The organism is Paenibacillus sp. J31R109 (assembly GCF_059692055.1).
The window spans coordinates 271,190-297,249 of record NZ_JCAUAR010000003.1; the positions used below are offsets into that span (position 1 = coordinate 271,190).

General features: G+C 46.2%; 14 protein-coding genes and 2 pseudogenes. 3 read left to right on the forward strand and 13 right to left on the reverse strand.

All coding sequences use genetic code 11. From position 1 onward, the window contains the following. Positions 1-118: 118 nt before the first annotated feature. Together AC58QT_RS11200 and AC58QT_RS11205 are read right to left on the reverse strand one after the other, a co-directional pair. On the reverse strand, positions 119-4,390 hold the full coding sequence (locus AC58QT_RS11200; RefSeq protein WP_497409047.1) for an early set domain-containing protein: 4,272 nt from the start codon (positions 4,388-4,390) through the stop codon (positions 119-121). Positions 4,391-4,653: 263 nt separating this feature from the next. Continuing rightward, a complete protein-coding gene (locus tag AC58QT_RS11205) occupies positions 4,654-5,817 on the reverse strand; it encodes an ATP-binding protein (RefSeq protein WP_497409048.1) in 1,164 nt (387 codons plus the stop codon). Between the two features lie 770 nt (positions 5,818-6,587). Between AC58QT_RS11205 and AC58QT_RS11210 the strand changes: the two genes are divergently transcribed. Then, complete coding sequence (locus AC58QT_RS11210; protein ID WP_497409316.1) at positions 6,588-7,367, forward strand: alpha/beta fold hydrolase; 780 nt, start codon at positions 6,588-6,590, stop codon at positions 7,365-7,367. Positions 7,368-7,491: 124 nt separating this feature from the next. Here the strand turns inward: AC58QT_RS11210 and AC58QT_RS11215 are convergent, their stop codons facing one another. The 6 genes from AC58QT_RS11215 to AC58QT_RS11240 form a co-directional block, all read right to left on the reverse strand. Next, complete coding sequence (locus AC58QT_RS11215) at positions 7,492-11,307, reverse strand: fibronectin type III domain-containing protein (protein ID WP_497409049.1); 3,816 nt, start codon at positions 11,305-11,307, stop codon at positions 7,492-7,494. Between the two features lie 244 nt (positions 11,308-11,551). After that, positions 11,552-14,212 (reverse strand): glycosyl hydrolase family 28-related protein, encoded by a 2,661-nt coding sequence (locus AC58QT_RS11220; protein ID WP_497409050.1) that lies wholly within the window; start codon positions 14,210-14,212, stop codon positions 11,552-11,554. Between the two features lie 123 nt (positions 14,213-14,335). After that, entirely contained in the window at positions 14,336-15,904 is a 1,569-nt protein-coding gene (locus tag AC58QT_RS11225; RefSeq protein WP_497409051.1) for a type 2 periplasmic-binding domain-containing protein, read from the reverse strand. A gap of 78 nt (positions 15,905-15,982) precedes the next feature. Then, entirely contained in the window at positions 15,983-16,852 is an 870-nt protein-coding gene (locus AC58QT_RS11230; protein WP_497409052.1) for a carbohydrate ABC transporter permease, read from the reverse strand. A gap of 13 nt (positions 16,853-16,865) precedes the next feature. Further along, positions 16,866-17,864, reverse strand: a complete 999-nt coding sequence (locus AC58QT_RS11235) for an ABC transporter permease (RefSeq protein WP_497409053.1) — start codon at positions 17,862-17,864, stop codon at positions 16,866-16,868. Positions 17,865-17,884: 20 nt separating this feature from the next. Next, positions 17,885-20,206: a helix-turn-helix domain-containing protein gene (locus AC58QT_RS11240; protein ID WP_497409054.1), complete on the reverse strand. Its 2,322-nt coding sequence runs from the start codon at positions 20,204-20,206 to the stop codon at positions 17,885-17,887. A 186-nt stretch (positions 20,207-20,392) separates the two neighbouring features. Between AC58QT_RS11240 and AC58QT_RS11245 the strand changes: the two genes are divergently transcribed. Continuing rightward, positions 20,393-21,262, forward strand: a complete 870-nt coding sequence (locus tag AC58QT_RS11245; protein WP_497409055.1) for an alpha/beta hydrolase — start codon at positions 20,393-20,395, stop codon at positions 21,260-21,262. Positions 21,263-21,358: 96 nt separating this feature from the next. On the opposite strand, the gene bglB is transcribed toward AC58QT_RS11245, so the two are convergent. Further along, positions 21,359-22,423, reverse strand: coding sequence for a beta-galactosidase BglB (gene bglB, locus AC58QT_RS11250; RefSeq protein ID WP_497409056.1), 1,065 nt, complete (start codon positions 22,421-22,423; stop codon positions 21,359-21,361). Positions 22,424-22,573: 150 nt separating this feature from the next. Between bglB and AC58QT_RS11255 the strand changes: the two genes are divergently transcribed. Continuing rightward, positions 22,574-23,467, forward strand: a complete 894-nt coding sequence (locus tag AC58QT_RS11255; protein ID WP_497409057.1) for a helix-turn-helix domain-containing protein — start codon at positions 22,574-22,576, stop codon at positions 23,465-23,467. Positions 23,468-23,759: 292 nt separating this feature from the next. Here the strand turns inward: AC58QT_RS11255 and AC58QT_RS11260 are convergent. From AC58QT_RS11260 to AC58QT_RS11275, 4 genes and pseudogenes are all read right to left on the reverse strand, one after another. Further along, positions 23,760-24,077, reverse strand: a pseudogene (locus AC58QT_RS11260) (ABC transporter ATP-binding protein); the annotation flags it as partial. Between the two features lie 5 nt (positions 24,078-24,082). Further along, positions 24,083-24,175: pseudogene (locus AC58QT_RS11265) on the reverse strand (flagellar biosynthesis protein FliA); the annotation flags it as partial. 7 nt (positions 24,176-24,182) lie between these two features. Beyond that, entirely contained in the window at positions 24,183-25,505 is a 1,323-nt protein-coding gene (locus tag AC58QT_RS11270; RefSeq protein ID WP_497409058.1) for an LLM class flavin-dependent oxidoreductase, read from the reverse strand. A gap of 16 nt (positions 25,506-25,521) precedes the next feature. Further along, entirely contained in the window at positions 25,522-26,052 is a 531-nt protein-coding gene (locus tag AC58QT_RS11275) for a GNAT family N-acetyltransferase (RefSeq protein WP_497289002.1), read from the reverse strand. Between the last annotated feature and the right edge of the window lie 8 nt (positions 26,053-26,060).

The following is a 26,060-nucleotide window of genomic DNA, read 5'->3' on the forward strand; positions in this document are numbered from 1 at the left end:
GCGTTGCCACTTGTATGGAGCCAAATAAGCATCGCTATGGAAAGTATTAAGGTTTTACAAAAAATAAAAAAAACGATTACTTAGCTTACTCAGTAATCGTTCCTCATCATGACTAGTTTTACTTTGTTACCTGTACCGTCAATGTCTCACTTGATACCGCTCCCGCATAATTAACGAGCTCACCACGATACGTATAAGTTCCCTTTGGTCGATCTGTGATCATGGTCATCGTGGATTGCGCAGCTGGCGTTTTACGATGTAACTCTTGCGTATCAATAAGAACACCATTCTCGTACAAACGATACGTTTGCCCGTTACTGCCCCACCACATGTTCATACTCACTTCAAAATGACCGTCACCATCCCAGTTATTATGCGCCAATACAGGCTTCGCAGGAACAGCATGCGTGACTTGAACCGTCAGTTCCGGCGTGATGGTTATACCAAAAGCGTTAGAAAGCTCCGCATAATAGCGGTATGTGCCATTTGGCTTATACGTTATCGACGTCACCGTTGATTGAGCCTTTGGGGACTGGTCAGATAGGTACTGGGTATCAATCAGCATATGATTCTCAAAAAGCTTATACATGGTCGCGTTATTCCCATACCATAGATTCATATTGACGTGGTAGTCACCCTCCTGAAGACCTGTGTCATAGCCATTGTCATGGGACAATACAGCCTCAGCGGGCTTGGTGCTCGCCAAGCTCGTTGGTGCAATCAAACGAAAAGATGGCTGACTAATACGAGCCTGAACGGTACCTGGGATAAATACATCAACGAATGGATAAAATTCGCCAACAGATCCTCCCGGAACGATTTGAAACGGTGGATAATCTCTAACTTGAATTTGATGATCTTGCGTTCCCGTAATCTTCATCCCGAAGCCGGAGTGATCACCTAGCTCTGTTTGCAGCCACATGCCGTCTAGTGAATGATCAAGTGGCACTTGACCACTGACATTCAAAGCATTATTTGGCGCAGGCGTCGCCATCGTGCCGTCCCCTAGAGGACCATCGTAGGTACTTGTCGTCCCTGTTACTTCCAGTTGCAGATCAGCTTTACCTTGCAACGTAAAGCCAGGTGCAACGATGCTGCCTTCGCCATATACATAACCCTGTATGTACGAACCGCTCGCTTTATCTTTGCGGATCATTGCGGTACGACCTGCGAACTGTACGCCCTGCAGCTCACGAACTTGCGTATCGTCGCTAATATAGATCAGGTCGATATAGTTCTCGGATTCTACTTTTGCCAGCTGTGTCATGGGGTCGTTCGTTTCTTCCCAGACTACGTTTTGAATGAGAGGCTGTTGCTCCGCTCGCCATGTCTCATAGACGGATCCGAATTTGGTCGTTTCCTCTGGTGTCACCAGCTGTCTTCGCTGAAAGTGCCAGCCTGGGAATGCATCTTTCTTTTCATTTTTCAGTTCAGATCTGCGCATTGTCGGGATTTGGGAGAAAATAAGTTCGTCCCCGCTTACGCCATTCATAAACGCTCGCAGCGAAGTGCCAGTTTCCTTCCCTCTCCATGTAAACTGAAAATCCGTATTGCCGTCCGCAGTTTGTGGAACTTTCATCAAAGCTCGAGCATCGCTCAAGCCTTCGCTGTGACTAATTCTGGTCATGTAGCTGCTCACATCAACATCAGGCTGCTGGGTCAATTGCAAGGATGTCGTCATTTCTGTATCCTCATCTTCCGAAGCTCGCAAGAAGATTTGATGAGCATCTCCACCTTTAAGACGGCTTAAATCCAACGTATATGAACGATTTCCTTCTAAGTTCACCATCATCAGCAAACGGCGCTTCACATCTACAAGATCTGAAACTGGACCAAGCTCGGAAGCTTCAATTAACTGAATAGCTTTATTGCTTTTATCGCCTGAATCATAAGCCAGCATTGCGCCACGCGAACTTTCGTAACTTTGTTCCGTATACTTGCCTGTTTTGGACCATGCCCATGGAATATTATGCATCGGGCCTGTCATTTCCTGATAGGCATAAGCATAGCCATTTCGAACAGGATAGCCTGGATCAGGAAGGACCTCCATGCCGCTGCCATACAGCGTCATATTTAAATAAGCTGCGTGCTGATGGCCTCCCGTCAAATAAGGCCCGCCATCTGTCGTTTGTGGGAAGGAAAGACTGGCAAAGGTCGTATCCTGTACATCTCCTTGCGTTAGGGAGAACAAGCCATAATGATTGGACTCAATGTTGTTCAAATATTTCTGCTGAATCTCCGCCAATAACACAGGGTGTGCACCTGGAGAATGGGTGTCATTAATCGCTAAAATTGCGCCATTCGGGTATCTCAGTTTATCCGGAATGGCAAGTCCTTTCAAATATAAGGGATACCGCGATCCCAAATTGAAGGACGGTGTAAATGCCAGATGATACTTCGTATCGACATAACCTACAGGATCCCGGAAGTTTTCTTGCAATTGCGTGAACGCCTTCATAAACAGATTAAACACTTGCTGATGGTAAGAGACTGTCGCTTCACCCCAGAATCCATCTGTATAAAGCTCCGTATTGGATAGCAGCGAGTCAAACCACGGCATAAACAGACGAATCATATGTGGATCGTTCAAGACGGAAGCGACACCAAACACAGTCACAATGCCATAGGGAGCGATATTATCAAAACGCCCTACTCCTTGATTATGCATATTATACAAGTCCATGACGGACTGGCGGTACCAGCCTTCAACCGCTTCACGAAGATCCTCCCCTGCGTAGAGTGCCCCATTCGCTTGAAGAGCCGTCCATTGCGTAGAATGATACATCAAGTCGTAGGCATATAGAGCATCTAAAGGAACCGTGTCAGCTGGGAAAAAGAACGCATTCCCCACAATGTCATGCGGGACTTCCGGATATGCTTTCGCAGATTCCGTCAACATGATAATTGCTTTCCTTGCCAGCGTCTCATCGCCTGTCTGCGTATACAGAACAGCCAATCGACGCGCCATTGCTTCATAGCTGCCTCTCGTGTTTACACCTGTACGGGTAAGTGCGTCTAAACTTGCATCCGATTTCAGTTCCTCATCGCTTTTGGCCAGGAACGGATCAACTTTTTGCCCGAGCGTGGCAGCACTCTCGTTCGCAATGTTACTATACGCCGAAGGGGACGGATACAGGTTTTCCGGGTGCAGAATCGGATGGGTAACATCGCTGGAGCTATACTTGCCTAATTCCTCTTGCACCTTTTTATCCTTATCCAAATTCGGTGCATTGAACCATGCTGTGCCTATGCCATTGAGTACAAGCTGAATGTGTACGGCATCAGCACCGGCAGGTGCCGTATACCTATAAAGCGTTCTCGGGGCAAAATCGTTCCGAACTGCTGTAATCGTTGACGTTTGCTCCTCGACATCAAATCCGTTTACCTGCAGCTTTTGTCCGTCTTTCATAGCCGTAAATACAGCTCTGATGTAAGAGTTACTAAAGTCCTCTCCTCGCCACAGTGTACTAAACGTGTACTTCTCACCTGGCTCAACTGGAAAGTCTTTCGCATAAGTACCTAAAGAACCTTTCGCCCCAGTTATTTTTAGTGAAGGTAAACCATGCTCAATTTCCGTAAAATCCTCTTCAAAGACAGGGGCGCCCGCATACGTGATCGCTTCCCATCCTTGGACAAATTGCCCTGCGGTGCTCGGCGTTCCCAGCGAATTGATTTGGGTCACCTTAATATCGTCCAGATACATCTGGACATCTTCTGTATTTCCCGCTGTGCCTGTCTGGAAGATTTTCATCTGATTCACAACGTTTGGCCCATTATCAGCCGCTGCGGAAGGTAAACGTTCGTTCGATACTTTCAGCTCATCATTGATATAAAAGTCAGCTGTGCCGCTCGCATTATTCACCACAACTTTCAACTTGTACCACGTATTTGGCAGGTACGTCATCGTTGTGGCTTTGCTGTTAATCTCGATTTTGCCGCTCTTCGTAAATTTATAAAAAGCCGCAAATTTATTGGTTGAAGCATTTTTCGTTTCAAAAATGATGCGATCCTGCTTCGTATTATTAAAGCGAACACTGGTCTCGAATACAGCTTTGCCGGTGATCGTAATGCTGTATTTGGCAATATAAAGGCCGTTCGTCCCTTTGGTATTGATCAGCAAGCTTTTATCCTGCCTGCCTGGAACGGTAACCGTATCGATATACTCGCCAGCTGTCGTATTGATATTCGTAGAAGTAGTGAACGCAGGGCCTGTCGTCGCTGGGATCGTTGCCGCGTTTTGCGTATGCGTATAGTTGTTAAAATCCAGCGCATGGAGCACTGTGAAGCTGTCTGCATGCGTGATCGATGGAAACAGGAGACTCATCGGTGAAACAAGCGATACACTTAGAATCAAAGAAAGCATAAACGACATGGCTTTTTTTATTTTCATAATTCAACCGCCTTCCATTCATAGATATGATTAGCGTAATGTCAGATGCTTAACGTAACAACTCCACAACCACTCCTTCTTATTCATCATGTCCCCCTTCCTGTCAATGCCTTTAATTCTATTCCGAAAGCGCTATCAACTGTATGGTGAATTCTTAGAATTGCTATGTACATTACTTAGATTACATAGAAAGAGTACCGACATAAGCTTTCCTCTGGGAAAGAGGTTACCTTAATCGGTACTCGTTTGGGGGTACTATCCTATTAATCGAGAGTGATACCTCTATTCGTTGCTTTGTTAAAAGAGAATATAAAGGTGGATCCTACATGATCCGTCACCACTTTGAGCTCAGCTTCATGCCTTCTCGCGATATCCCAACAGATCGATAACCCTAGACCGGTGCCACTTGCTTTGGTTGTCAGAAACGGAGTCCCAAGTTGTTCAAGAATTTTCGCAGGAATACCTCCGCCCTCATCCTTAACGATAAACCCTACATGATCTTGATCTTCGAACAATTCAACAGTCACACAAGAACCGACTCCTGAAGCCTCAAGGCCGTTCCTAACGAGATTAATGATCACTTGCTGAATTTCTTTCGTATTTACCCAAAGGAGGGGAACTAGCTTCTCAATAAACACGATCTTCTTGCCCATCATCAATGCATCTGCTTCTAATAATGGCATTACAGCATGAAAGATCGTCATTAAATCACGCTCTTCTCGATCAATGTAATTGTTCTTCCTTGACAGGGATAAAAAATTTCCGATAATTTCATTTGCACGATCTAACTCACTGATAATTAGTTCATAATATTTTTGAAAGTTGAAAAAATTATTTTGTTTCATAATGAGCTGTAAAAAACCTCTCACTGTTGTAATTGGATTCCTTACCTCGTGAGTAATACTAGCGGCCATTTGTGCAACTATACTTAATCGGTCTAGTCGTTCAACTTCATTGCGAAGCCGGGTATGTTCCTCGATTTTTTCACTGACGATCTTCTCAAGATGTTCTTTATTCATGCGGACTTCTCGCTCTTTCAGTACGAAGTGCGAAATATCTTCAGAAGTCGCTAGCACGCCTAACACTACTCCTTCTTCATTATAAATAGCCTTGGTATTCCACACGGAAATGGATTTATAACCATCTTCCCAGACAAATTCCAACACTTCATTTTCGACCTCTTCTTTTAAGCATCCCGTTCTTTGCATAGGCATTTCTTGAGCTTCAAGCTCAATCCCGTTGCGGTATACTTTTGCCTTGGGAGGTTCAGTCGAAGAATGGGAAAAAAACCCACCTGATTGTATGCGCAGCATTCGCGCAGCTTTTTTATTATGCATAATGGTTGTACAAAGCGGATCCATTGCAATGGAGACACCGCCTGGTGAATGATCAAAAAGAAACCAGTATTCATCTGGGATATATTCCATTTAAAGCCTTCCCCTTTTCAAAAGTATAAAACTCATCCCCTATACTGCTTCAACGTAGTGAATAGCACTCCTCCAATATCATCACTATTCCACATAGCGATTCAACTATCCTGCTCGTTCGTATGCCCGCGGCCTATAAGACATAGTTACTGGCGGCAATTCGGGAATGAGATCAAGTTCTTGTAAAAATTGCAAATGGGGTAAAGTTCTTGTCATTGAAATTTGACAACAAGAACTTTACCCCATAACGCAAAAAGCCACAGAAGACGTCTAAACTTTCTAAAACAAAAAATCCTGAAAGCTTAGACTTCAGGATTTTTTACCATAAATATTACAGATTAACGATCATGCGAGTAATCCAAAATAGCTGTGCTCTCATCGTTTAACAAGGAAGACTGATAGGTTCCAATTACGACTGATGAAACTCTCTTAGCTAAAAGCAATGTAAAACAAGCGCTCACACGCCATTGGATTAGTTCAGTTTCATTTGCATACAAGTTTCAACGCACTCACAAAGAATTGCCGGCTTTACCGTTTACTTACTGCGACTTCTCACGGGGTTGGCATAAATAACTGTCATCGGTACTGGCTATACAAAAATCCCGATATACCGAAATGAGAAAACAGGTGATGTTGAATAATGCAGATCATGAATATCGGAAAATACCTAATTGATGTTCCTCATTAGACGCCGATATTAGGTATTCACCTTGCCTATGGCGAATATCTTAGTTGGGAAGTTATTTTCTATAAAAATTGAGGCGATACACTTGGGATACTTCGTTACTGTGGAACCGGGCGTGAAAGTATTTATTGAGGATATCAATCCAAAGGGAAATAAAACGATACTTTTTATTCATGGATGGCCGCTAAACCATCACCAGTTCGAGTATCAGTTCAATTTCCTTCCAAAGCTCGGATATCGTTGTATCGGAATGGACTGGAGAGGTTACGGCAATTCGGATAAACCCTTCGACGGTTACGGTTTCGACAGATTAGCTGATGATATTCGTGTGGTCATCGAAACATTACAGCTAAAAAACATAACACTGGCAGGTCACTCTACCGGAGGCGCGATCTCGATTCGTTATATGGCTCGATACAAAGGATACAGCGTATCTAAACTCGTTCTGATCGACGCGGCTTCTCCATCAAGCGTTCCAAAAGAGTTTACGGATAAAATTATCGAAGAAACAAATAATGATCGTCCGAAAATGCTGCAAAGCCAAACGGAGAATTTTTTCTTTCAGTACCTTTCTGAACCGAAATCCGAATGGTTCTTTCTAATGGGTTTACAAGCTGCGAATTGGTCGACTTCCGCCATTATGGTCACGCTAAGAGACGAGAATGTTTACAACGATCTTGGGCAAATCCATGTACCCACATTAATTACTCATGGCATTCATGATAAAATCGTTCCGTTTACCCAAGCTCAGGAAACAAATAAACTCATTAACAATTCACAATTAGTTCCCTTCCAATACAGCGGCCATTGCCCTTTTTTGGAGGAGCGTGATAGATTCAACCAACTATTAGCTACTTTTGTATAAACGACTTAGATTGGTCGCACCATCAATCCCCATAAAAAATAGTTCGATAATTCCTTGTTTGAGCAAAACTGCCCAAATGTTTATGAGGCTGCCCGATCAAACTGGGAACAGCCTTTTCGTTCCATTAACAATAAGGGCTCAGTGGGGATAAAGCATCCTGCTTTCTCGCATCGTAGCCAGAATAACCGTACTCATGGTTCCGGGGATCTCTTCTGAAGCTCTCTTCAGGTCGTGGATCCCAGTCTGTGATACCCCCTAATCGCGTATCTCTGCTCCATGACAAAGCACCTTCTCCATTGCCATTTACTGCAGAGACACTGTATTCATAGTCTGTTACTGAATCCGCATTCAGATCACAGTAGACCGTATCCGCATCTGCATAAACCAGATGTAAGACATCATTCTCACTGCTTCTGCGATATAAGCAATACTTGGCCGCACCAATCACTTCTCCCCATGACACACGGTATCCTTGCTCTAATCGGCTTATCCTTAACCCTCTAGGAGGCTCCGATGGCTGATCTGAACCATGCACAGGATATTGCTCACTCCAAGAACCCGACTGATCTTCATTGTAGGCCTGCACTTGAACGGCGTACTTCTTGCCCGGAATTATGCCGGGGATTCGTACGATAGCTTGATCCGTAACAACGATCCTTTCATTGGGCGTTTCTTCTATTAATTCGCGTACTTTCACTCGGTAGGCAAGGGCGCTAGCCGCAGGAGTCCATTGTAGATCAACTGTACCTACTGCAACAACCGCTCTGGTGATCCTAGTTCTGCCTGGGATCGGTAACCGATCCGTCCATTCCCATTGATGTATACCCGCTTCTAATCGGATTTCAATCCGATTATCGGAACTGGATACTGGCGTTATTTTCAAACTATCCATGTACAGGGCACGCCCCTCTCGCGACAATTTCTGGGGTACCTCTATGATGGCGAGGCAGGCATCGGAGGTATGCCATTTTCCAGATAAGATCCCATTTCTCTCAACACAGGAGAACCCCGTTGAAGGCAACCCCTGATCCTCACCTATCGGCTTCATCGTCACTGTAAAGGCTCCTGTTCGAATGCTCTGTCCATCGAAAATCGCAGATTCCGTGGTCTGTTCATCCTTGTGAATCCGGATCATACCCGCTCTCCCGACAAAGCCGAGCTTATCACGCCGCCAACGAATCTTGGCTGAATGTCGGAACACATAATCAATCCGATTTTCCAGAGTCACCTTCGCCCCGTATGCTTCAGACTGCACCTCCAGCTGAGTGTCAGGCAGATGACTCACGAGCGTAAGGAAGCTCCCATGCCCATCATAATATCGTCCTTTGGACGAAGCTGCCGGAGCATCATAGCCCCCCGATACATCTGCTGGCTGATGCACGACACTTTCAATATACGCAGCACCAGGTTGGAGCTGTACGATCGTCGGAAAAGTATCCCTTGTGTTCACGAACCAGGAGAATCGCCCTTTAACCCTCATATCCGACACCTCATCATAAATGACCAGATAGTCACTGCCCGAGAGCAGCACGCTCCGAGAACGATAATCGCGTCCCTCATCGGGATTCGATATGATCCGCGCATATTGACCAACGCCCAGATCATGTAAAGGTTCGGTCACTTCGCACTGCCCAATCCCTTGGAATACCCGATCCTTAATCACGGCAAAATTCGTACAAGCCTCCACATCCCCCCGGTTCACGTCGCCTACATCTTCGGGCCCGTTCCAACTATATCGTCGGCCAGCCGCATAGTAGTACAAAACACCGTTCCCTCCTTCGGAAGCCCGACCCCAGCGGTAATTAGGTCCTTGATCTAATTGCTGGAGATGCACGGAAATTTCATTCAGGGTATCTACCTCAGCACGAAGCACATAGCCATAGCCGGTAAACTTAGTCGATTCCAAGCGAGGTCCAATACATTGCGTGCCAAAGTTGCGATCCTCGAGTAGCTGTCGCCAAACCCCATCCTCTTCCCTCGTTTCCGGTGCAACGGCAACATCACTTGTCACCTGCATAAGCTGTTCCGCTAGATGAGGGTGGTATCGCTCAAGCATCACTCCCAAATCCCGTAACGCATGCGGTATGCCGTCCAAGCTGGCATAATCGGAGTGAGCCCCTTGCGGTGGAAAGGTCCTTTTGCCATCTACCGGGGCGCTAAGACTGTTCAGCAACCAGTCGGCTAGCTTCACCAGATTAGGATACAGCAGCGGATTGTCACCTTTTTGCTCCATAAGAAATGCGGTTCTGATCATCGGTTTGAGGGATGCCCACACATATACGCCTAAATTCTCCGTCCAACGTCCTCCTGTAGCTTCCATGTTCAGAACGTCTGGCCTTGTATGGTACTTCAGATTAAGCGCCATAGCTCGTTCAAAATAGTCCCTCCACCTACGGGCGTCCGGATGTCCTGGAAACAGGGCGCTCATCATACCGGGGACGGCCGCAACATCGGCCAAAAAATTAGGATGTCCGCCAAGCATACGCCGAATCGGTATCACATGCTCATCCATATGCACATATGCCATAAAAGCACTTGCCGCTCTCATTCGTCTCCATTGCTCTTCTGACATGTTCTCTGCGCTTAGGTCCAGCAACGGGACCCAGCGGAAAAACTCTCTGCCATCCACTGGATTAATCTGACCGATATGATTCATATTTCGGGAGTCTGAATCGACCATCATCTGCATACATGCAGGAGATGCATCGAACCCATCATGCGGTCGAAAAAAACGTGGATATGCGGATTGCGGTTCCTCCCAATCAAGTACCCAGTCTTTCACCTTGTTGAGATTCAACAGCGAAAGCCACAGCCTCATGTGTTCTATGTGATCCGAGGAAACCGAGGAACTCCCCTCTTCCTCAGCCATCAATACGATGGTCGTTGAGCGTGTACCATTGACGAACGGGAATCGCCATGTTAGGGTGTTAGATTCATCGTCATCTTTCGAATAAAACCGAATACCCAACTTGGGCAATGAACCCCACAGGGCATATTCCCCATCATCCCACTCCTCAGCATCTCGGACGAAAATACCAGCGGTTAATTGTTCTGACCGGAAGGCAACGGATTTCTCATGCCACCAAGAATTCCAATTTCGATAAGGCAAAAGCATAAAAGGCAACTCGCCATCGTGCATGGCGTATGCAGCAGCCTGCTCCTCCTTTCGGTTGACCGTATACCTGGTTCGGAAGTTCATCTGTTTCCATTGGATGTCTAGATGCGCTATCCCCTGCTCAGAGAGGCCTTGCATAAACTCTTTCACTTCAACATAGGGTAAGTCGTCATATAGGCGAAGAAGCAGCTTGTATTCTCCTCCATCGGACAGATCGCATTGAATTTCTATATCTAATAAAAGTGGCCCTGATGTCACACACCGAACTCTCCTATTTTGGATGTGCACAGAGCGGCTTGTAGTCAAATAACCAGTTCCAATGCCAATCTCGTTCTCAATTCCAAATCCACTCCCTTGTGTATGTTTGGAAGGTGTGATTTGAAATAGGGAGAGTGGTTCCACCTCACCAAATGCCTTCTCCTTGTTCGCCCCCGCGGTATACACAACCATGCTAAGCTTTGAGCCACTAATCTTCATGGCATCTTCGTCTGTATGTATCTGGAAACCAGGTCCTACTTCTATACCTTCGCCATTCCATGCGCTGGATTGTTCTCCAGCTTCAAGCATAAATTCCTTTGTCGTACCAGAGGGTAGATCAGAGATAAGGTGGAGTGTAGCCGCAATCCCCCCTCCATCATGGAAAACAAGGTCCGTTAGTTGGAATGTGACTTCCTTACTCCCTTCCTCCGAAGTGTTATAAACCCTTAATTGTGAAAGCACCGCTTCTCCAGGTTCGAATTGCACAGGAAATTGAATAGGCGTAAGCGGCCAGTTGTACGCTGGGTGGTGTAGATGCTCCCGTAGAACAAAGCGTTTCTCTCTCATGCTTAACTCCTCTTTTCCCAATGTTACAGGCTTACTTGAGACCAGGTATCATCGGTTTACTCCCATCTTACTTAGAGGTCAATTCCACTTCAATAATCAACATTCAAATCATTCTTTCACCTTGCATTAGTCGATTAATTCGACTAACTACCTCCCTCTGGTGTTGGTTTAACCTGCTTTATAGCTGAATTATTACTCAAAAAACACCCCATCTCCAAGACAGGAGATGAGGTGTTTACATTTATTATGGTAGATAAGGAACGATCTGACCTTGATTCAGTAAGACTGTATGAATACTACCCGTATCATCATAATCCACACCGTTACCTTCGAAATCATTATCTGCGAGCACCGTATCGAACGAGCTGTTCGCGAGGTGAACTCCCGCGTAAGCCTCTCTTACTTTGTTACCCTCAACGATGACACCTTTGGCCATCGGATAGGATATATCACCTGGGCTAGATACTAGAATGCCACTTGAAGTTACATAGGCTTTCTGGAAATTCCCCTGATAAGGGAAGTTCGTGCCAATCGAAGTTAAATCGTTATTCCGTATTTCATACCCGAATATCCCGGTTGAGGGTACAGCCGCGAGTGGACTAGCCTTAATACCCCCGTCAGTCCCCGGACCAATGGCCAACGTATTACCTTGACCGTGCCCAGGCTTTGAGCTCCCGCTCAATGTATTGTTTTTAACGACTGAGAAGTACGAGTAGTCAGCCCGTTTCCGATCTGTACTATGATTAGCTGCTAACCAAATGCCCCCGGTGTGAGTAAGGGTATTCCCATCGATAATATTATCGTAACTCTTCGTATAAAACATGATGCCGCCTTTATTCGTTTGCCCATCCAACACATTGTTAATTAGAATGTTATGTCGGGCAGGCGCAATGTCTACCGTATAAGCGGTTGTCGCATCCGGCTGAATATCCCATGGCTTATCCAGTTCCAGTGTATTTCCATTGTAAGCTGTGATGGTCCGAACCTGTCCAAGGCCTGTTCCTCCTACTAAGGTAACGCTTTTGCCGATATAGGCAGAAGTAAACGCAGCGGTTATATCCGTTAGCGACTGCTCTCCAGCAGAAGATACTTTACTGTAGATCAGACGGCTTTGCCCTTGCCATAGAAACCCTTCACCTTCATTTCCAGTCGCTGAACCGAACACGCCTTGTGTGTGATTGCCTGCTACATAACTAGCTGTCATTGGGAAGTCGGCATACCGATGTTCAATTGTACCAGCTGCTTCGTTAAATCGGAACCCAATCGTCGGCCATACGGTTTCGTAATCGACACCTGTGAGCTTATTATTCTCATACCACGCGTTCCCGGATGAAATGTAGGTCGCCGGACGCATGGAATTACTTACTTCGTTATTTCTAAATCGGACTAACTTGTTGTTCGCAGCCTCTAGTCCGCCATGCGTTACCAGCATTTCTGAGTTCTCAATAATACTGGTTCCACTGCTATACATCGCAGCGCCGGAACCATCCGCTATTTGGATATGGACATTCATCACGAAATTTCCAAGTGAGTCGGCTGGTGCAGATTGCCCAGCATACTGCTGGTCGCTCGTGTTTACGCCTAGAAATGCTATCGGTACAACATAGCCATGAATTCTACGTCTCGCATCCTCTTGAGGACGAACGACAGTGCTCTCGATCGACATGTCTGCAACCCCGACATACGTAGCGTCACTGAACAGCAGCTTATTGGCTTCCCCATAGTTTCTTACCGTGAAAGACTCACGTGGGAGGATCGATCGCGGATAATCCGGTACAATGCCTCCATTGTACACAAGCTTGGTCTTTTCTTTCCCTGCTCCCTTCAGAATCGTACGATCGTGAATCCAAACAGAGGAGAACGAATAGGTTCCCTTCGGGAAATAGACAATGCCTCCACCGGCGGCATCCGCAGCATCGACAGCTGCCTGGATCCCATATGTATCATCGGTTACACCATTACCCGCAGCTCCAAAAGCACGCACGTTAAAGCGCTGATTATGGGGAATTTCTGTAAGCCAAGAAACTGACAACCCAAGGTCAGACTCTAATGCAGCAGCATGCGCGTTCTTGTCAATTACAGTTAAGCGTTGCTCATTATCCAACAGCACTCTGGTATCTTCCTTAGCCCCCGCCCCGTTCCATGCTTCGATCTGATAAGTCTCGCCTTGCGCAGCCTTAGGAACGATGAAATCCATGGTATATGTATCTACAGCTTGAACTGCCGCTGATATACGTTCTCCTGTAGACACGTTAACAAGAACGACTGCTACACTACTCGAACTTCCATGACCATGCCCATTACCATTACCATTACCGTTGCCATGGCCATTACCATTCCCGTGTCCGTGTCCATTTCCGTTCCCATGACCACGGTTATCCGCTTGTTCGTCCTCGTCCTCTTCATCATCCGTGGATGGATTCAGCAAATTGCGTCCAAATAAACGAACAGACTGTCCTGTATACGCTATCGTATCAGACATCCAGAAGAGCTCTGCCCGGTTGAACCAGAAAGGATCACTGATACCTGCCTCTGTCTCCACCCACACGGCATACGCATCAGGAGAAGCGCTTTCAGGAAATACAGCCTGAATCAATTCATCCTGAACATTAACAATTGATAGTTCTACAGTAGCAAGCGAGGAAGCTACGACCGTTGCTCCGCTTAACGGTAGCGCTTTCACATGTACCGTTCCGTTACCCGCCAGGAAATGTCCACCGTATATACCGACTACTTGCCCGGGAGTTACATTCCACGTGTTGTGTATCACAACTGGCCTATTCGTTGAACTCGTTGCCTCTACATTACCTAATCCAATGGGTGCAATTATAACAAGCAGCATCGACATAACGGTCAACAATACGAGAGAACGCATATTTAATTTCTTCCCATACCCCATACGCATCAGTCACCAAACTCCTTTATTAGTAGTTGTCATTTCGAAATGAATCCGCTAACTAAAGAATAGGCAGAATAAGGCCTAGTACCAACTCTTATTCCGCCTGTTTGTCTGCACCTGATGTGAGTATTATTTCTTCATTGATTGATACAACTCATTCGCTTCATTCTCCAATTCGGTTCCGCCCATGCTGTTCCACTGCTTCACAAAGTCATCAAAGGCCGATACTGGTTTATTTCCAAACACGATGGCCGTATACGTATCGACCTTCAGCTTAGTTAGATCTCCCCAATATTTGCCAGAGGATGGCAGCACGTCAGGTTTGCCGAAAATGTCACTTACCGGACTGTCATACAGTTTTCTCAACTCCGTTAACTTCGGATCGAGATATTTCTCGTATAAAGCAGGATTTCCTTGATCCGCGAATGCGGTTGTCATGCCCGCATCGCGGAGTCCTTCCGTTTCCAACTTGGCTACATCATCGAATGGCGGCAATCGCTTGAATCCACCCGCATCCCCTTTCGCTTGGTCTGCCAAATCATAATGTTTCCCCTTCTCTCCCCAAGTTAAAGCGACATGGGTCTCAGGGTCGTTTTGAATGGTGTTGAGAATTTCCAAAATCTTTGCCATTTTCTCTGGTTGATCCTGTAGCTGCTTGCCGAATGCCCAAATATGGCCCGCTGTTCCCCATGCCCAACCATGCTGCCCTCCTGGACCTTTGGGAAGGGGTCCCAACACAACACTTGCATTTGGATCGATTTTCAAGACTTTGCTTATATAACTGTTCGGGTTGGTTTTATCGATGGACGTAGCGCTAGCACTGTCATACGAAGCTACCTTGCCGTTAATAAATTTGACATCGAGGTCTTTGCCTGTAACAAATTCGGGGTCAATATAGCCTTTCTTGAACCAATCCGCAAGTAGCGTGAGCGCCTGCTTCGCCTCTGGCAGAATAGCCGAGTTCACAACTTTCCCATCCTTAACCATCCACTGCGGCGGGAGAATGCCGAACGCACCGAATATCATATGGAATTGATTGTAGTAACTATTTCCGGTTGTCGTCATCCCATAAACGCCGATTTGTTTCAATTTAGCAAAGGCCGCTTCGATCTCTTCCAACGTTTCTGGGATTTTAGTAACCCCCGCCTTCTTCAAGAGATCTTCACGCCATACCTGCTTTGCGTTATATTTGCCGGTATAATACACCGTCGGGAGTCCATAATTTTTGGCTTTGTAATTGGAGTAATACCAGCTCTGCGGTGCGAAATCATTCAACATTTTAGTCGTATCTGGGGCATACTTCTGAATTAATTCCTTAGGCACTTCAGCCAGCAGCCCTTGCGAAGCATACTTGCTTAAGTCTTGCGTTTCTGCAACATAGAAGACGTCAGGAATGTCTTTACTCGACAACATAATACGTTGTTTGTCTACATAACCCGCATTGGGAAGCAGGTATGGCTTAATGATGACATTAAACTTTTTCTCGATATACTGCTGCGCATAAGAATTCTCCAGCGTATTGCTTGGGAGCGGCATCCACTTAATTTCCATAGGTGCTTTTGTTGCGGTTGTTGGAGTGGTGTTACTTGCTGTTTCCTTCTCCTGTTTGGAGCATGCTGCGAGCAGGGTCGAAGTCGCCAATATGGCAGTCATCCCGATCATGCTCAGCTTGCGAAGGTCTATTGATTTCCGATTCATGCTTGTTCTTTGCCTCCCTAATTGTCTTTTAACTGCTTCTTGGTTCTATTATGAAGTCCTTCGACTGCATAAACTTCCTCACCCTTTAACAGATCCCAGATGGATCCCTTTGACAAAGAAACGTTGAACGAAAGGATAGACGAACAGAATCGGCAAGGACACCAGCATAATTGTCGCAGCCTTCAGCGTTTCTGGGGTATACTCCGTCAGATCCAGCATGCCATCTCCAGGTGTCAAGCTAGCGTTCTCCAATACTGTCCTTCGTAAAAACAGCTGGAGCACTTGCTTAGCAGGATCGTTAATATAGATCAACGCATCAAACCAAGCATTCCAATGGCCTACTGCCGCCCACAAGGAGATGACAGCAAGTACGGGGAGGGACAGTGGTAACATAATGCGGAGGAAAACCACTCGTTCGTTGGCACCGTCCATTTTAGCTGACTCGATAACTTCTGTCGGGACACCGTCGAAAAAATTGCGCAAAATGATAATTCGGAAGGCATTCACTGCCCCAGGCAGCACTAAGGCCCATATTGTATCTACCATGTGCAAATCCTTGACTAAGAGGTAGGTAGGTATTAAGCCTCCACTGAATAGCATGCTGAACACGAAGAGGAACGTAATAAATTTCCGATGCGGGAACGATTTTCTCGATAACGGGTAAGCAACGGTTGAGGAAAAAAGCAGGACAACCGCTACACCGAGTCCTGTCCGGACGATCGTATTCCAATAAGCGCCGAATAGCTCAGGGTGCTGAAACACTTTGCGATACGCTTCAAAGGAAGGTGCTAACGGAAGCAAGTGCAATCCTTGCTTGGCCGCATCGGCAGGTGTGCTGAGCGAAATGGTCATGACATATAAGAAAGGATAGAGGGTCATGAATCCCAACAAGATAAGAAGCCCAATATTCACGATTTCAAACAACCATTCACTTTTGCTCTGTCTCATAGGAATCCCTCCTTCACCATAATCCTTGTTCTTTGTCGACCGATTTCACAATCCGATTCGCCGATAGAACCAGTATCAATCCAATGACTGATTTAAATATGCCAGCTGCCGTTCCTAGAGAAAAATCCATACTTAGCAAACGTCTTAGGACATACGTATCCAGAATCTCCGCTACATCAGAAGTCGTAGGCGTCATTAAATTGTAGATCTGATCAAACCCAACCGAGAGGAACCCGCTTATGTTAAGCAGGAACATGATGATGACAGTGGGCAGGATGCTGGGAAGCGTAATCATCCAAATTTGCTGCCATCTGCTCGCTCCATCGACTTTCCCCGCATCGTATAAGGTGGGATCTATTGAAGCAAGCGCTGCGAAATACACGATGGAGCCCCATCCTACTCCTTGCCATATATCAGATGCCACGATAATCCCGTAGAAATATTGCGGGAACAGGAGCCAACTGATTGGCTCCAAGCCAAACCAGGATAGAATTTGATTAAAACCCCCATCCTTGCTAAGGAAGCTGAACAGAATCCCGCTCAGAATAACCCAAGAGAAGAAGTGAGGTAAATACGATAAGGTCTGAATCGTCTTACGCAGAAAAACGAGCCTAACCTCATTGAGCATTAAGGCCAAGATAACAGGAGCAGGGAATACGAGAATTAGCTTAATGAGCGATATCGTAACGGTATTCCGCAGCGCATCCATGAAGCCCTCTCCTAAGAACATCCGATTAAAATGCTCGAAACCCACCCATGGACTGCCCCACACTCCGTCTAAGATCTGATAATCCTTGAACGCCAAGAGCAATCCATAAAGGGGAAAATACTCGAAAACAAAAAAGAGAATAAAACCTGGAAGAAACATAAGGATAAGTCCGCTATGAATCCGGTAAGTGCGAAATAAACGCCGGAAAGCGGATTTGCGTGGTGGCTCGTTCTGTAGAATGCTTCGCGCCATGTAGTTCGTTACCTCCGTATGATCAGTGGCCCTATTGGGTGATTTGATCATACGAAGTCATCCATTCCAGTTCAATAATCACCTTTCGAAAGGGCTTCGATCCTGTATTCTCCAGGGGTTTTCCCTTCTTGCTTCTTGAACACGCGTATGAGATGCTGAGCGTTCGCATACCCAACTTCCTTGGCAATTTGGGCTATCGTCAATTCCGTCTCGCAGAGCAGACTCTTCGATCGCTCGACGCGAATCCGAGTCACATAATTAATGAACGTATCGCCTGTCTCTTCCTTGAATATTAAGCTCACATAGGATGGATTCATGTTCAATTCATCCGCCAGTGCTTGAAGAGAGATATCTTGCGACAATCGCTCCTCAACCAGTCGCAGCGTCTGGACGACCACTTCTTCCCTCCGCTTTTTCTTGCTATTCAGGATACGATCCAGTATTGGCGGAATGATCAAGCTGCGGAACCAATCCAACATAGGCTCCTGATCTTCAAGCCTGAAGAAATCGTCGTAAGGATCGCTGCTTCCAAAGAAGCGACTTAGATCCTCCTCATACTCCTGTGCTAATCGCATCATGGACACGAGCAGTTGCAAATAATACGTTTTGGCAATAGGAAACGATGGTGTATAGCGATTCAGCTCCGACACGAATCGATCCAAGCCTGCTGCGGTGCCTTCGCGGTCCCCTTCCAGCAAGCGATTGCGGATCTCGTCCTCCGCATAGGATGGATACGGAATCAGTTTAGGGGATGCACCTGTTATCCGCGTGCTGGAGAGTACTTCATTACCGAGCTTCATCCAATTCAACCGAAGGACGCGCAAAGATTCGTGATAGGATTGCGACAGCTCACGGAACCCATCTACACAACTACCGACGCCGATCGTAACCGTATGGCGCAAATAGGTGTGAATAACCTTGCGGATCTGCTCGGCCGCATCCTCTACATAAGTCACATCCGTCATTGCCGAAACATTCAGAATGACGACAGCATGCTCATGCGTAATCAGCGTCTCTGCATGATATTTTCCTTCCAGCCATTCATTGATAATATTGGACACTGCAAAGAGGAACAACGATTTATCCTTCTCTGTAAAGCGCATATTTTCTTTGCCTGTATCCATTTCCACGCAGAACACTGCGAATCGGGGCTCCTTAAACAAATGAAAGTCTGAACTGTATTGCTCATCCAGCTTATCTAGCGCATTGAGATTACCTACAATTGCAGATAGCAAATAGTGCACACGGAGCAACGGCAACTGTTGCTGCCAAGAGGCTTTCACTTCCATGACTTCCCGCATTAAATTCGAGATGTTGTTTTCAATATAATCAATTTGCCCTCTATATCCGCTTTCCGTGGCATAGATTTCCTTCCTATCTCCTGGCCTATCGAACAACCGAAGTAACCGCTGAACACCGTTTCGGAAGTTGGAGAAGCTGAAATACGCTGTGATTTGCGCAAGTATAGAAAGTAAGATCGTGCTAACAATAATAATCTTTTTTAAAAGGAAAACACTCTCGCTTACCGTATTAACGGGTACGAGCATGGCATAAATCCAACCATTGCTCTTAGATTGCTTAAAAGTAACAAACTCGTCCGGATTCTCAATACGATAGGTCTCTCTCTTGTCCCCTGCCACTGCTTGGTCGGGCAGTACTTTCAGAATGCGATTCTTCGACGCCTCTTCTCCGTAAAGCAGCTCCTTATTTTCATTAAACAGCACGATCTTTCCATCTGATTCACTGAGATACTCACCCATCAAGCTCTGAATATAATCCAAAGGTATGTTGACTAAAAGAACGGCTTTTACCTCTGTATCGAAGAAAGGCAGGATCTTCACATACGTAATAACTCGACTCTCTTCCCCTTGCTTATTCACAGCTCTCCTTGGGTCTGTCCAGAAGCTCTTCCTATTCTGTTCCATAGCCGTCTCCAAATACGGCATCCATGAAGTATCCTGATACACACCGGCTTCCAGAGATGTAATCTCTAAGGAAGAAATGATCACTTTCTGTGCCTCATGATAGAACACTACGGATTCAACACCCTCAATCGAGCTTGCAAAAGCCGTCAAATCACGCCGCAGCTCATTGCTGATTGCCTGCGTTCCCAGTCCGGGATCCATACCGATATTCATTAGATTCTCAACATTAGACTGAATCGAGAGCTGTGTCGCAGACCGCTCAATCTGCATGATCGTCGATTCCATCTGTTTGCTAATTTGATTCATAGCTGCAAAGGAAGAGCGGTTGACTTCCGATTCAATAAGTTGGGAACCTAATGTATAAATCAGTGTGCCGAATCCCAATACGGGTAGAATGGAGAGCAGAAGAACAATGGATATCACTTTAAGACTGATGATTTTGGTACTTAAGCGCTTGAACGATTCCAATTGAAACCCACACCTCCAAAAATGAATACAATACCCCTCATTGTACACTTTATTCTCCGAACGTTATCCATTTCAATGATCAATTTTCGAAAACCCCCTTTTGCAGGAGAAGTCAGCGTATTTGTGGAACTACATCCCCTAGCTAAGACATATAGATCACCTGTGAATCCTACAAGGGGGGAAGGCATGAAAGAGCAAGGGAATTTCACCAACAGCTTAAAGTACAAAACTATAGCCAATCAAGATCTTCATATGTACGGCACTAGACCATCTGACTGGAAGGAAAGCGATCGGAGATCAGCCGTCGTATGGATTCACGGAGGGGGTTGGACGCGAGGGAATGCGGAGCTTTTTCTTCGACATTGTGATTATTTTGCAAATAGAGGGGCTGTTGCCTTTAGTGTTGCGTACAGACTTGCAAACAACTCAGAGAACGTCGATCAAGACGATGCTCCTACTGTTACGGTAGCCGACTGTTTAACGGATTGTAAATCGGCCATTCGCTATTTGCGCAAAAATGCTCACCTATTAGGGATTGATCCGAACCGGATCATTGTGGCAGGAGATTCGGCCGGAGGTCATCTGGCAACTAGCCTGGGAACCATTCAGGAGTTCGATGATTTGGATGAGGATCTCTCCATTTCCTCCATGGCGAATGTCGTTATTGATTATAATGGGATTGTCGATTTGACATTAAAATGGAAGCACATGATACAAGATTCACATAAAGAGGATGCATCCGAGGATGAGGTGAGTTGTTGGTTATATCGAAACGATCAAGCCAAACGATTATCCCCCTATTATCATGTAGCTGCTGGTCAACCGCCTATCCTGATTCTGCATGGTCTTCAAGATATCGTTGTTGTTCCGGAAGAGTCTGTCAAATATTATGAGGCTCATGTGAAGGCTGGCAATTATGCGAAGTTAGTTTTATATGCGGAGTTGAAGCATGCGTTCATTTTGTATGACTATACAGCTTCTGAAACTCAGGTAAATCAGGCAATTACCCATATGGATGAGTTTCTCGTATCACTTGGGCTGCTTGCTGAGAGGTAGAATAGCCTCATGAGAAAAACGCCGCAGCGCACCTTTACACATGCGCTGCGGCGTTTCCCTCTAAATCTAACATATTTCCTTAATGAACTAAGAAACTTATGAAAACCTCATGACCTCTGTCAGCATCAAGATTGGCAGTGCTTGACCGTACGTCATCGGGCAAAGTTCAATCCTGCGGTACGCCTCCAAGGTCTCTCCCATTCCTGTTCCGTAAGATACATTGTGGACCGTTCCATCCGCGGAGATTTGGGAGATTACAGCTTCGGCGGCTCTACGCCCCATAGGGAGATAACGGGCGTCCAAATAGCCCAATCGGACAGCCTTTAGAATCCCATAGGAGAAGCCTGCCGTAGCCGATGTTTCCACATACGATGAGGGATCATCCAGCAAAGTGTGCCACATGCCGTCTTGATGCTGCAGCTTCTCGAGTGCAGCTACCTGCGCTTGCAGGGCATCCAGTAGGAAACGTTTCACACCCGGATCAAGGTCTTCTACAATATCCAGGTAATCCACGACCCCGGCCGTATACCAGCAATTTCCCCGAGCCCAGAGTGCTTCAGCAAAATGATGGCGCCCCTCAAAGCTCCAACCGTGATACCAGAGTCCGGTTTTGCGGTCTGTTAAATATTTGATATGCACAAGGAATTGCCGCACCGATTCTGTCAAATAAACCTCTCGCTTAAATAGTTTGCCTGCTCTCGCCAAGAAGAGTACCGTCATGAACAAGGTATCATCCCATAACTGACCTTGGTTGACGTTCCCTGAAACGATGTGCTGCAACCCATTTTCCTCCGTGCGAGGCATCTCTTCCATGATCCATTTCGCCCACTCCCGACAAAGATCCAAGAAATCCTCACGTCCAGTTTCCTCAGCAAGAAAGCTTAATGTCAGCATCGGACAGAGCGTGTTCACATTCTTTTCCGGCAACCCCTTGCTAATATTGAGTTCGAACCACGCTACAAGGAAATCGCGTACATCAGTCTCCCCTGTCTCCCGGTAATATTTATAAAGCCCATACAAGCCTACGCCTTGAGCCCATTCCCACGTATCCATTGCGATAATACTAATCGGGCATTCTTCCACCAGTCCTGTATCGTTTCCTAGGTGCTTCATCCTGTAGGCTACTTTGTTAATGAGCGCGCTAACAGCGGCTTTATCCATATGCAATCATCCTTCCATCTGATCTTTCATGCCCATTATAAGAAAAGAAGGTGATACCATTCTTGCATTATTGGACGAATTACATGCATTTTTGTGATATTCTTAACAAGTGTAACAGAGACATGCTTACAGGGAGCAGGAATCGAGACGATGGTATATAAAAAGGTTAAAAACGCCTATACCGAGAATGTGCGGCTAGAGCATAACTTCGGAGCCGACTGGCATATGGACTATTATCACTTTCATAATGTCTATGAAGTCTATCTTGCCGTAACAGCGGGAGCGGAGTTCTGGATAGGAGATCAGCAATACCTACTCGCGCCGAACGATCTTCTTTTACTCAGCACCAGCGACATGCACCGCTCCATTATTCATGACAGGGAACATTTTGAACGGTATATTCTGTATTTCAACCCCTTCTATATGAGTGTGATGAATACAGCCAATACTAATCTACTAGCGTGCTTTGCTCGTAGGAGCGTCGCCAATCAACACCGAGTCCGCTTGTCCAGCAGCGACGCAGATACATTGGTTGGTTTGTTCCATGAGTTGAAACTTCTGCTGGAGCAGACTGGCTTCGCCGCCGATGTGAAAGTAAAATTGCAATTAGCTCACATTCTAATTCAATTGGAAGCCATGACACGAGACGAATATCCCGGGCCAGAAAACAGTGGAATACCGACTGCCGCTTCCTCGTTAATCACGCCCATTATGGCTTACATAGACACCCATTACGCCGAGGTCATAACAACTGATATGATAACTGAGCAATTTTATATCAATCGTCATCAACTTAATGAATTATTTCGTGAAGTGACTGGGCTCTCCGTCCATCAGTATGTGGTGCAGCTGCGAATTATCAAGGCCAAGGAGCTCCTTGAAAAAGGGGATATCTCCACCACACAAGCATGTTATGCGTGTGGATTTAACGACTACACCCACTTTATCCGCACCTTTCGCACGCTGGTCGGCATGCCGCCAGGCAAATACGCCAAACAAGCTGCCGAAAGCAAGTTCCTGCATGGAGCAAAGCAAGAACAATGAAGATGTGCTGCCTTGCAGATTCCGAATATTAATCTTCCAGTAACAATTTTTTGGACAACTGCAACCTCTTCCTACCAACCTCCATCTGAATAGTTTGTCAACTCAAAATTGATGTTAATGGACAAGACAGCAAGCTATCGCCTGTATATTGATGGCAAAATGTACCTTCACATCATTCAAAAAGTCCACCACCACTGACTAGAAAACAAACATAAATCCTATGTATCCAATGAAAAAAACCAGAACCCCCAAATTCCCATGGGGTCCTGGCATAATCCTTCACCAACTGAACATCCTCCAACAACCGCCCATCCCTAAACCTCACAACCCGCTTCGCCTGCTGCGCAATCTGTTGATCATGCGTAATCAATATTATCGTCCTACCTTGATCATTCAACCTCGTGAAAATATCCATAATCTCCATGCCCGTCTTCGAATCCAGCGCCCCTGTCGGCTCATCCGCTAAAATGATCGCAGGATCACCTGCAAGCGTACGTGCGATCGCAACTCGCTGCTGCTGTCCCCCGGATAACTCGGAAGGCATATGCTTCCTTCGATTCACCAAATCCACCGCTTCCAATGCCTTCATCACAAGCGGTTCTCGTTCCTTCCGCGTAGTCCGATCGTCCCAATAGAAATCAAATCCTCCAAATCTTCTCCGGTGTTATCGAATTTTTTGAGGATATGGACACGAAGCAAGGTAAATATGGAACGCTTACACCTTCACCGTCGTATACCGATTAGTCGGTACCGGCACCCCAAGATTTCCACGTAACGTATCGGCTTCGTATTCAGACCGGTAGAGCCCGCGCTCTTGTAGAATGGGAACGACGAGATCAACGAAATCATCTAACCCTTTGGGAAGCGCCGCTGCTATGATAAAGCCATCTGCGGCATTTTCTTCGAACCAAGCCTGCACGCGATTGGCTACGTATTCAGGCGTTCCGGTAAACTCATTGCGCGGCGTAGTTACTTGCAAAGCCACTTGTCGCAGCGTCAGATTGTTTTCTTTAGCCGTTTGCTTAATTCTATCCGTTCCACTGCGGAAGCTATTGCTGCCGAAATCGCCTAGATCAGGGAATGGCTCATCCAGCGGATATTGGGAAAAATCGTGATGCTCAAAAAATCTCCCCAAGTAATCCAGTGCCTTGTCAATCGTAACTAGGTTCGCAACCTCTTGATATTTGCGCTCGGCCTCTTCTTCCGTACGTCCAATGATTGGAGCAATGCCAGGTAAAATAACGACTTCATCTGGATTACGGCCAGCTGCTTCAACTCTTTTTTTAATATCTGCGTAATAGGCTTTCGCCTCATCAATTGATTCATGGCCAGCGAAAATGGCATCCGCTACCTTTGCGGCGAACGCGCGCCCATCCTCGGAAGCACCCGCTTGGAAAATGACGGGTTGCCCTTGTTTGGAACGAGCAATATTAAGAGGCCCCTGTACGGAGAAGTACTCGCCTTTATGATTCAGGGTATGAAGCTTGCTCGGATCAAAGAACACACCGCTTTCCTTATTACGAACAAAGGCATCATCTTCCCATGAGTCCCACAACCCTCGCGTCACTTCCAAATACTCATTTGCAATGCGGTAACGTTCAGGATGGGACGGATGTTCGGTTTTGCTGTAGTTTTTGGCGGATCCTTCGAGCGGAGATGTCACCACATTCCAGCCAGCACGACCACCACTGATTAGATCGAGAGAAGCAAATTGTCTCGATACCGTAAAGGGTTCGCTGTAAGAAGTGGACAGCGTCCCAACAAGGCCAATATGCGAAGTGACAGACGCAAGAGCCGATAGAATCGTGATCGGTTCAAACCGATTGAGAAAATGGGGGATCGATTTTTCAGTTATATAGAGACCGTCCGCGATGAAGACCAAATCGAATTTTCCTGCTTCCGCTTTCTGAGCCTGCTGTTTGTAGAACCCTATATTCACACTGGCATCCGTAATCGCATCTGGGTGTCTCCAACCCGATACGTGACCTCCGACACCATGGATGATTGCACCTAGTTTTATCTGTTTGTGTTTAGTCATACTGATCTCCGTCCTTTTACAAGATTGCTGCCGTCTGTATGTGCAGACGATAGCTTTTCACGAGAATATCACCTTTTTGAATATCTTTATCAAAAGCACGTTCAAAGCCTAACCGCTCATAGAGTTTCACAGCGGATTCCATCATATCTGAAGTATGCAAGTGCAACGTTTCTGCGCCTAACGCAGCTGCGCGTTTCACATTTTCCTTAATCAATGCCGTTGCGATCCCCTTCCCTCTTGCGTTTGGCGATACCGCAAGCAAACGCAGAATCGGTGATTCGATGGCAAGTTCAGGCGCGCCATAGGCAGCCTCTGAAGAAAGAAACAGCTGTGAGCTGCCGACAACTTCATCATCAATCACAGCGATAATGCGCGCAATTGGCTTCTCGTTATCTACAGAAGCAAGAATGTTATCCTTGTATTGCTCCCAGCCCTCCGGAGGCAAAACAGTCTGATATTGTCCATAAGCATCTTCCAACACTTTGCGAATAGCATTGCGATCCCCATCCGTCGCTTCCCGAATCTGAGCTTCTTTGTCCTCCGGCATTCTTAACT

Excerpts from the sequence above, each read along its gene's own strand:
- AC58QT_RS11245 (WP_497409055.1), top strand. The coding sequence starts at position 20,393 with ATGAAAGAGCAAGGGAATTTCACCAACAGCTTAAAGTACAAAACTATA.
- AC58QT_RS11225 (WP_497409051.1), bottom strand. The coding sequence starts at position 15,904 with ATGAATCGGAAATCAATAGACCTTCGCAAGCTGAGCATGATCGGGATG.
- AC58QT_RS11270 (WP_497409058.1), bottom strand. The coding sequence starts at position 25,505 with ATGACTAAACACAAACAGATAAAACTAGGTGCAATCATCCATGGTGTC.
- AC58QT_RS11235 (WP_497409053.1), bottom strand. The coding sequence starts at position 17,864 with ATGATCAAATCACCCAATAGGGCCACTGATCATACGGAGGTAACGAAC.
- AC58QT_RS11220 (WP_497409050.1), bottom strand. The coding sequence starts at position 14,212 with ATGCGTATGGGGTATGGGAAGAAATTAAATATGCGTTCTCTCGTATTG.
- AC58QT_RS11275 (WP_497289002.1), bottom strand. The coding sequence starts at position 26,052 with ATGCCGGAGGACAAAGAAGCTCAGATTCGGGAAGCGACGGATGGGGAT.
- AC58QT_RS11200 (WP_497409047.1), bottom strand. The coding sequence starts at position 4,390 with ATGAAAATAAAAAAAGCCATGTCGTTTATGCTTTCTTTGATTCTAAGT.
- AC58QT_RS11215 (WP_497409049.1), bottom strand. The coding sequence starts at position 11,307 with ATGAGAGAGAAACGCTTTGTTCTACGGGAGCATCTACACCACCCAGCG.
- bglB (WP_497409056.1), bottom strand. The coding sequence starts at position 22,423 with ATGGATAAAGCCGCTGTTAGCGCGCTCATTAACAAAGTAGCCTACAGG.
- AC58QT_RS11255 (WP_497409057.1), top strand. The coding sequence starts at position 22,574 with ATGGTATATAAAAAGGTTAAAAACGCCTATACCGAGAATGTGCGGCTA.
- AC58QT_RS11205 (WP_497409048.1), bottom strand. The coding sequence starts at position 5,817 with ATGGAATATATCCCAGATGAATACTGGTTTCTTTTTGATCATTCACCA.
- AC58QT_RS11230 (WP_497409052.1), bottom strand. The coding sequence starts at position 16,852 with ATGAGACAGAGCAAAAGTGAATGGTTGTTTGAAATCGTGAATATTGGG.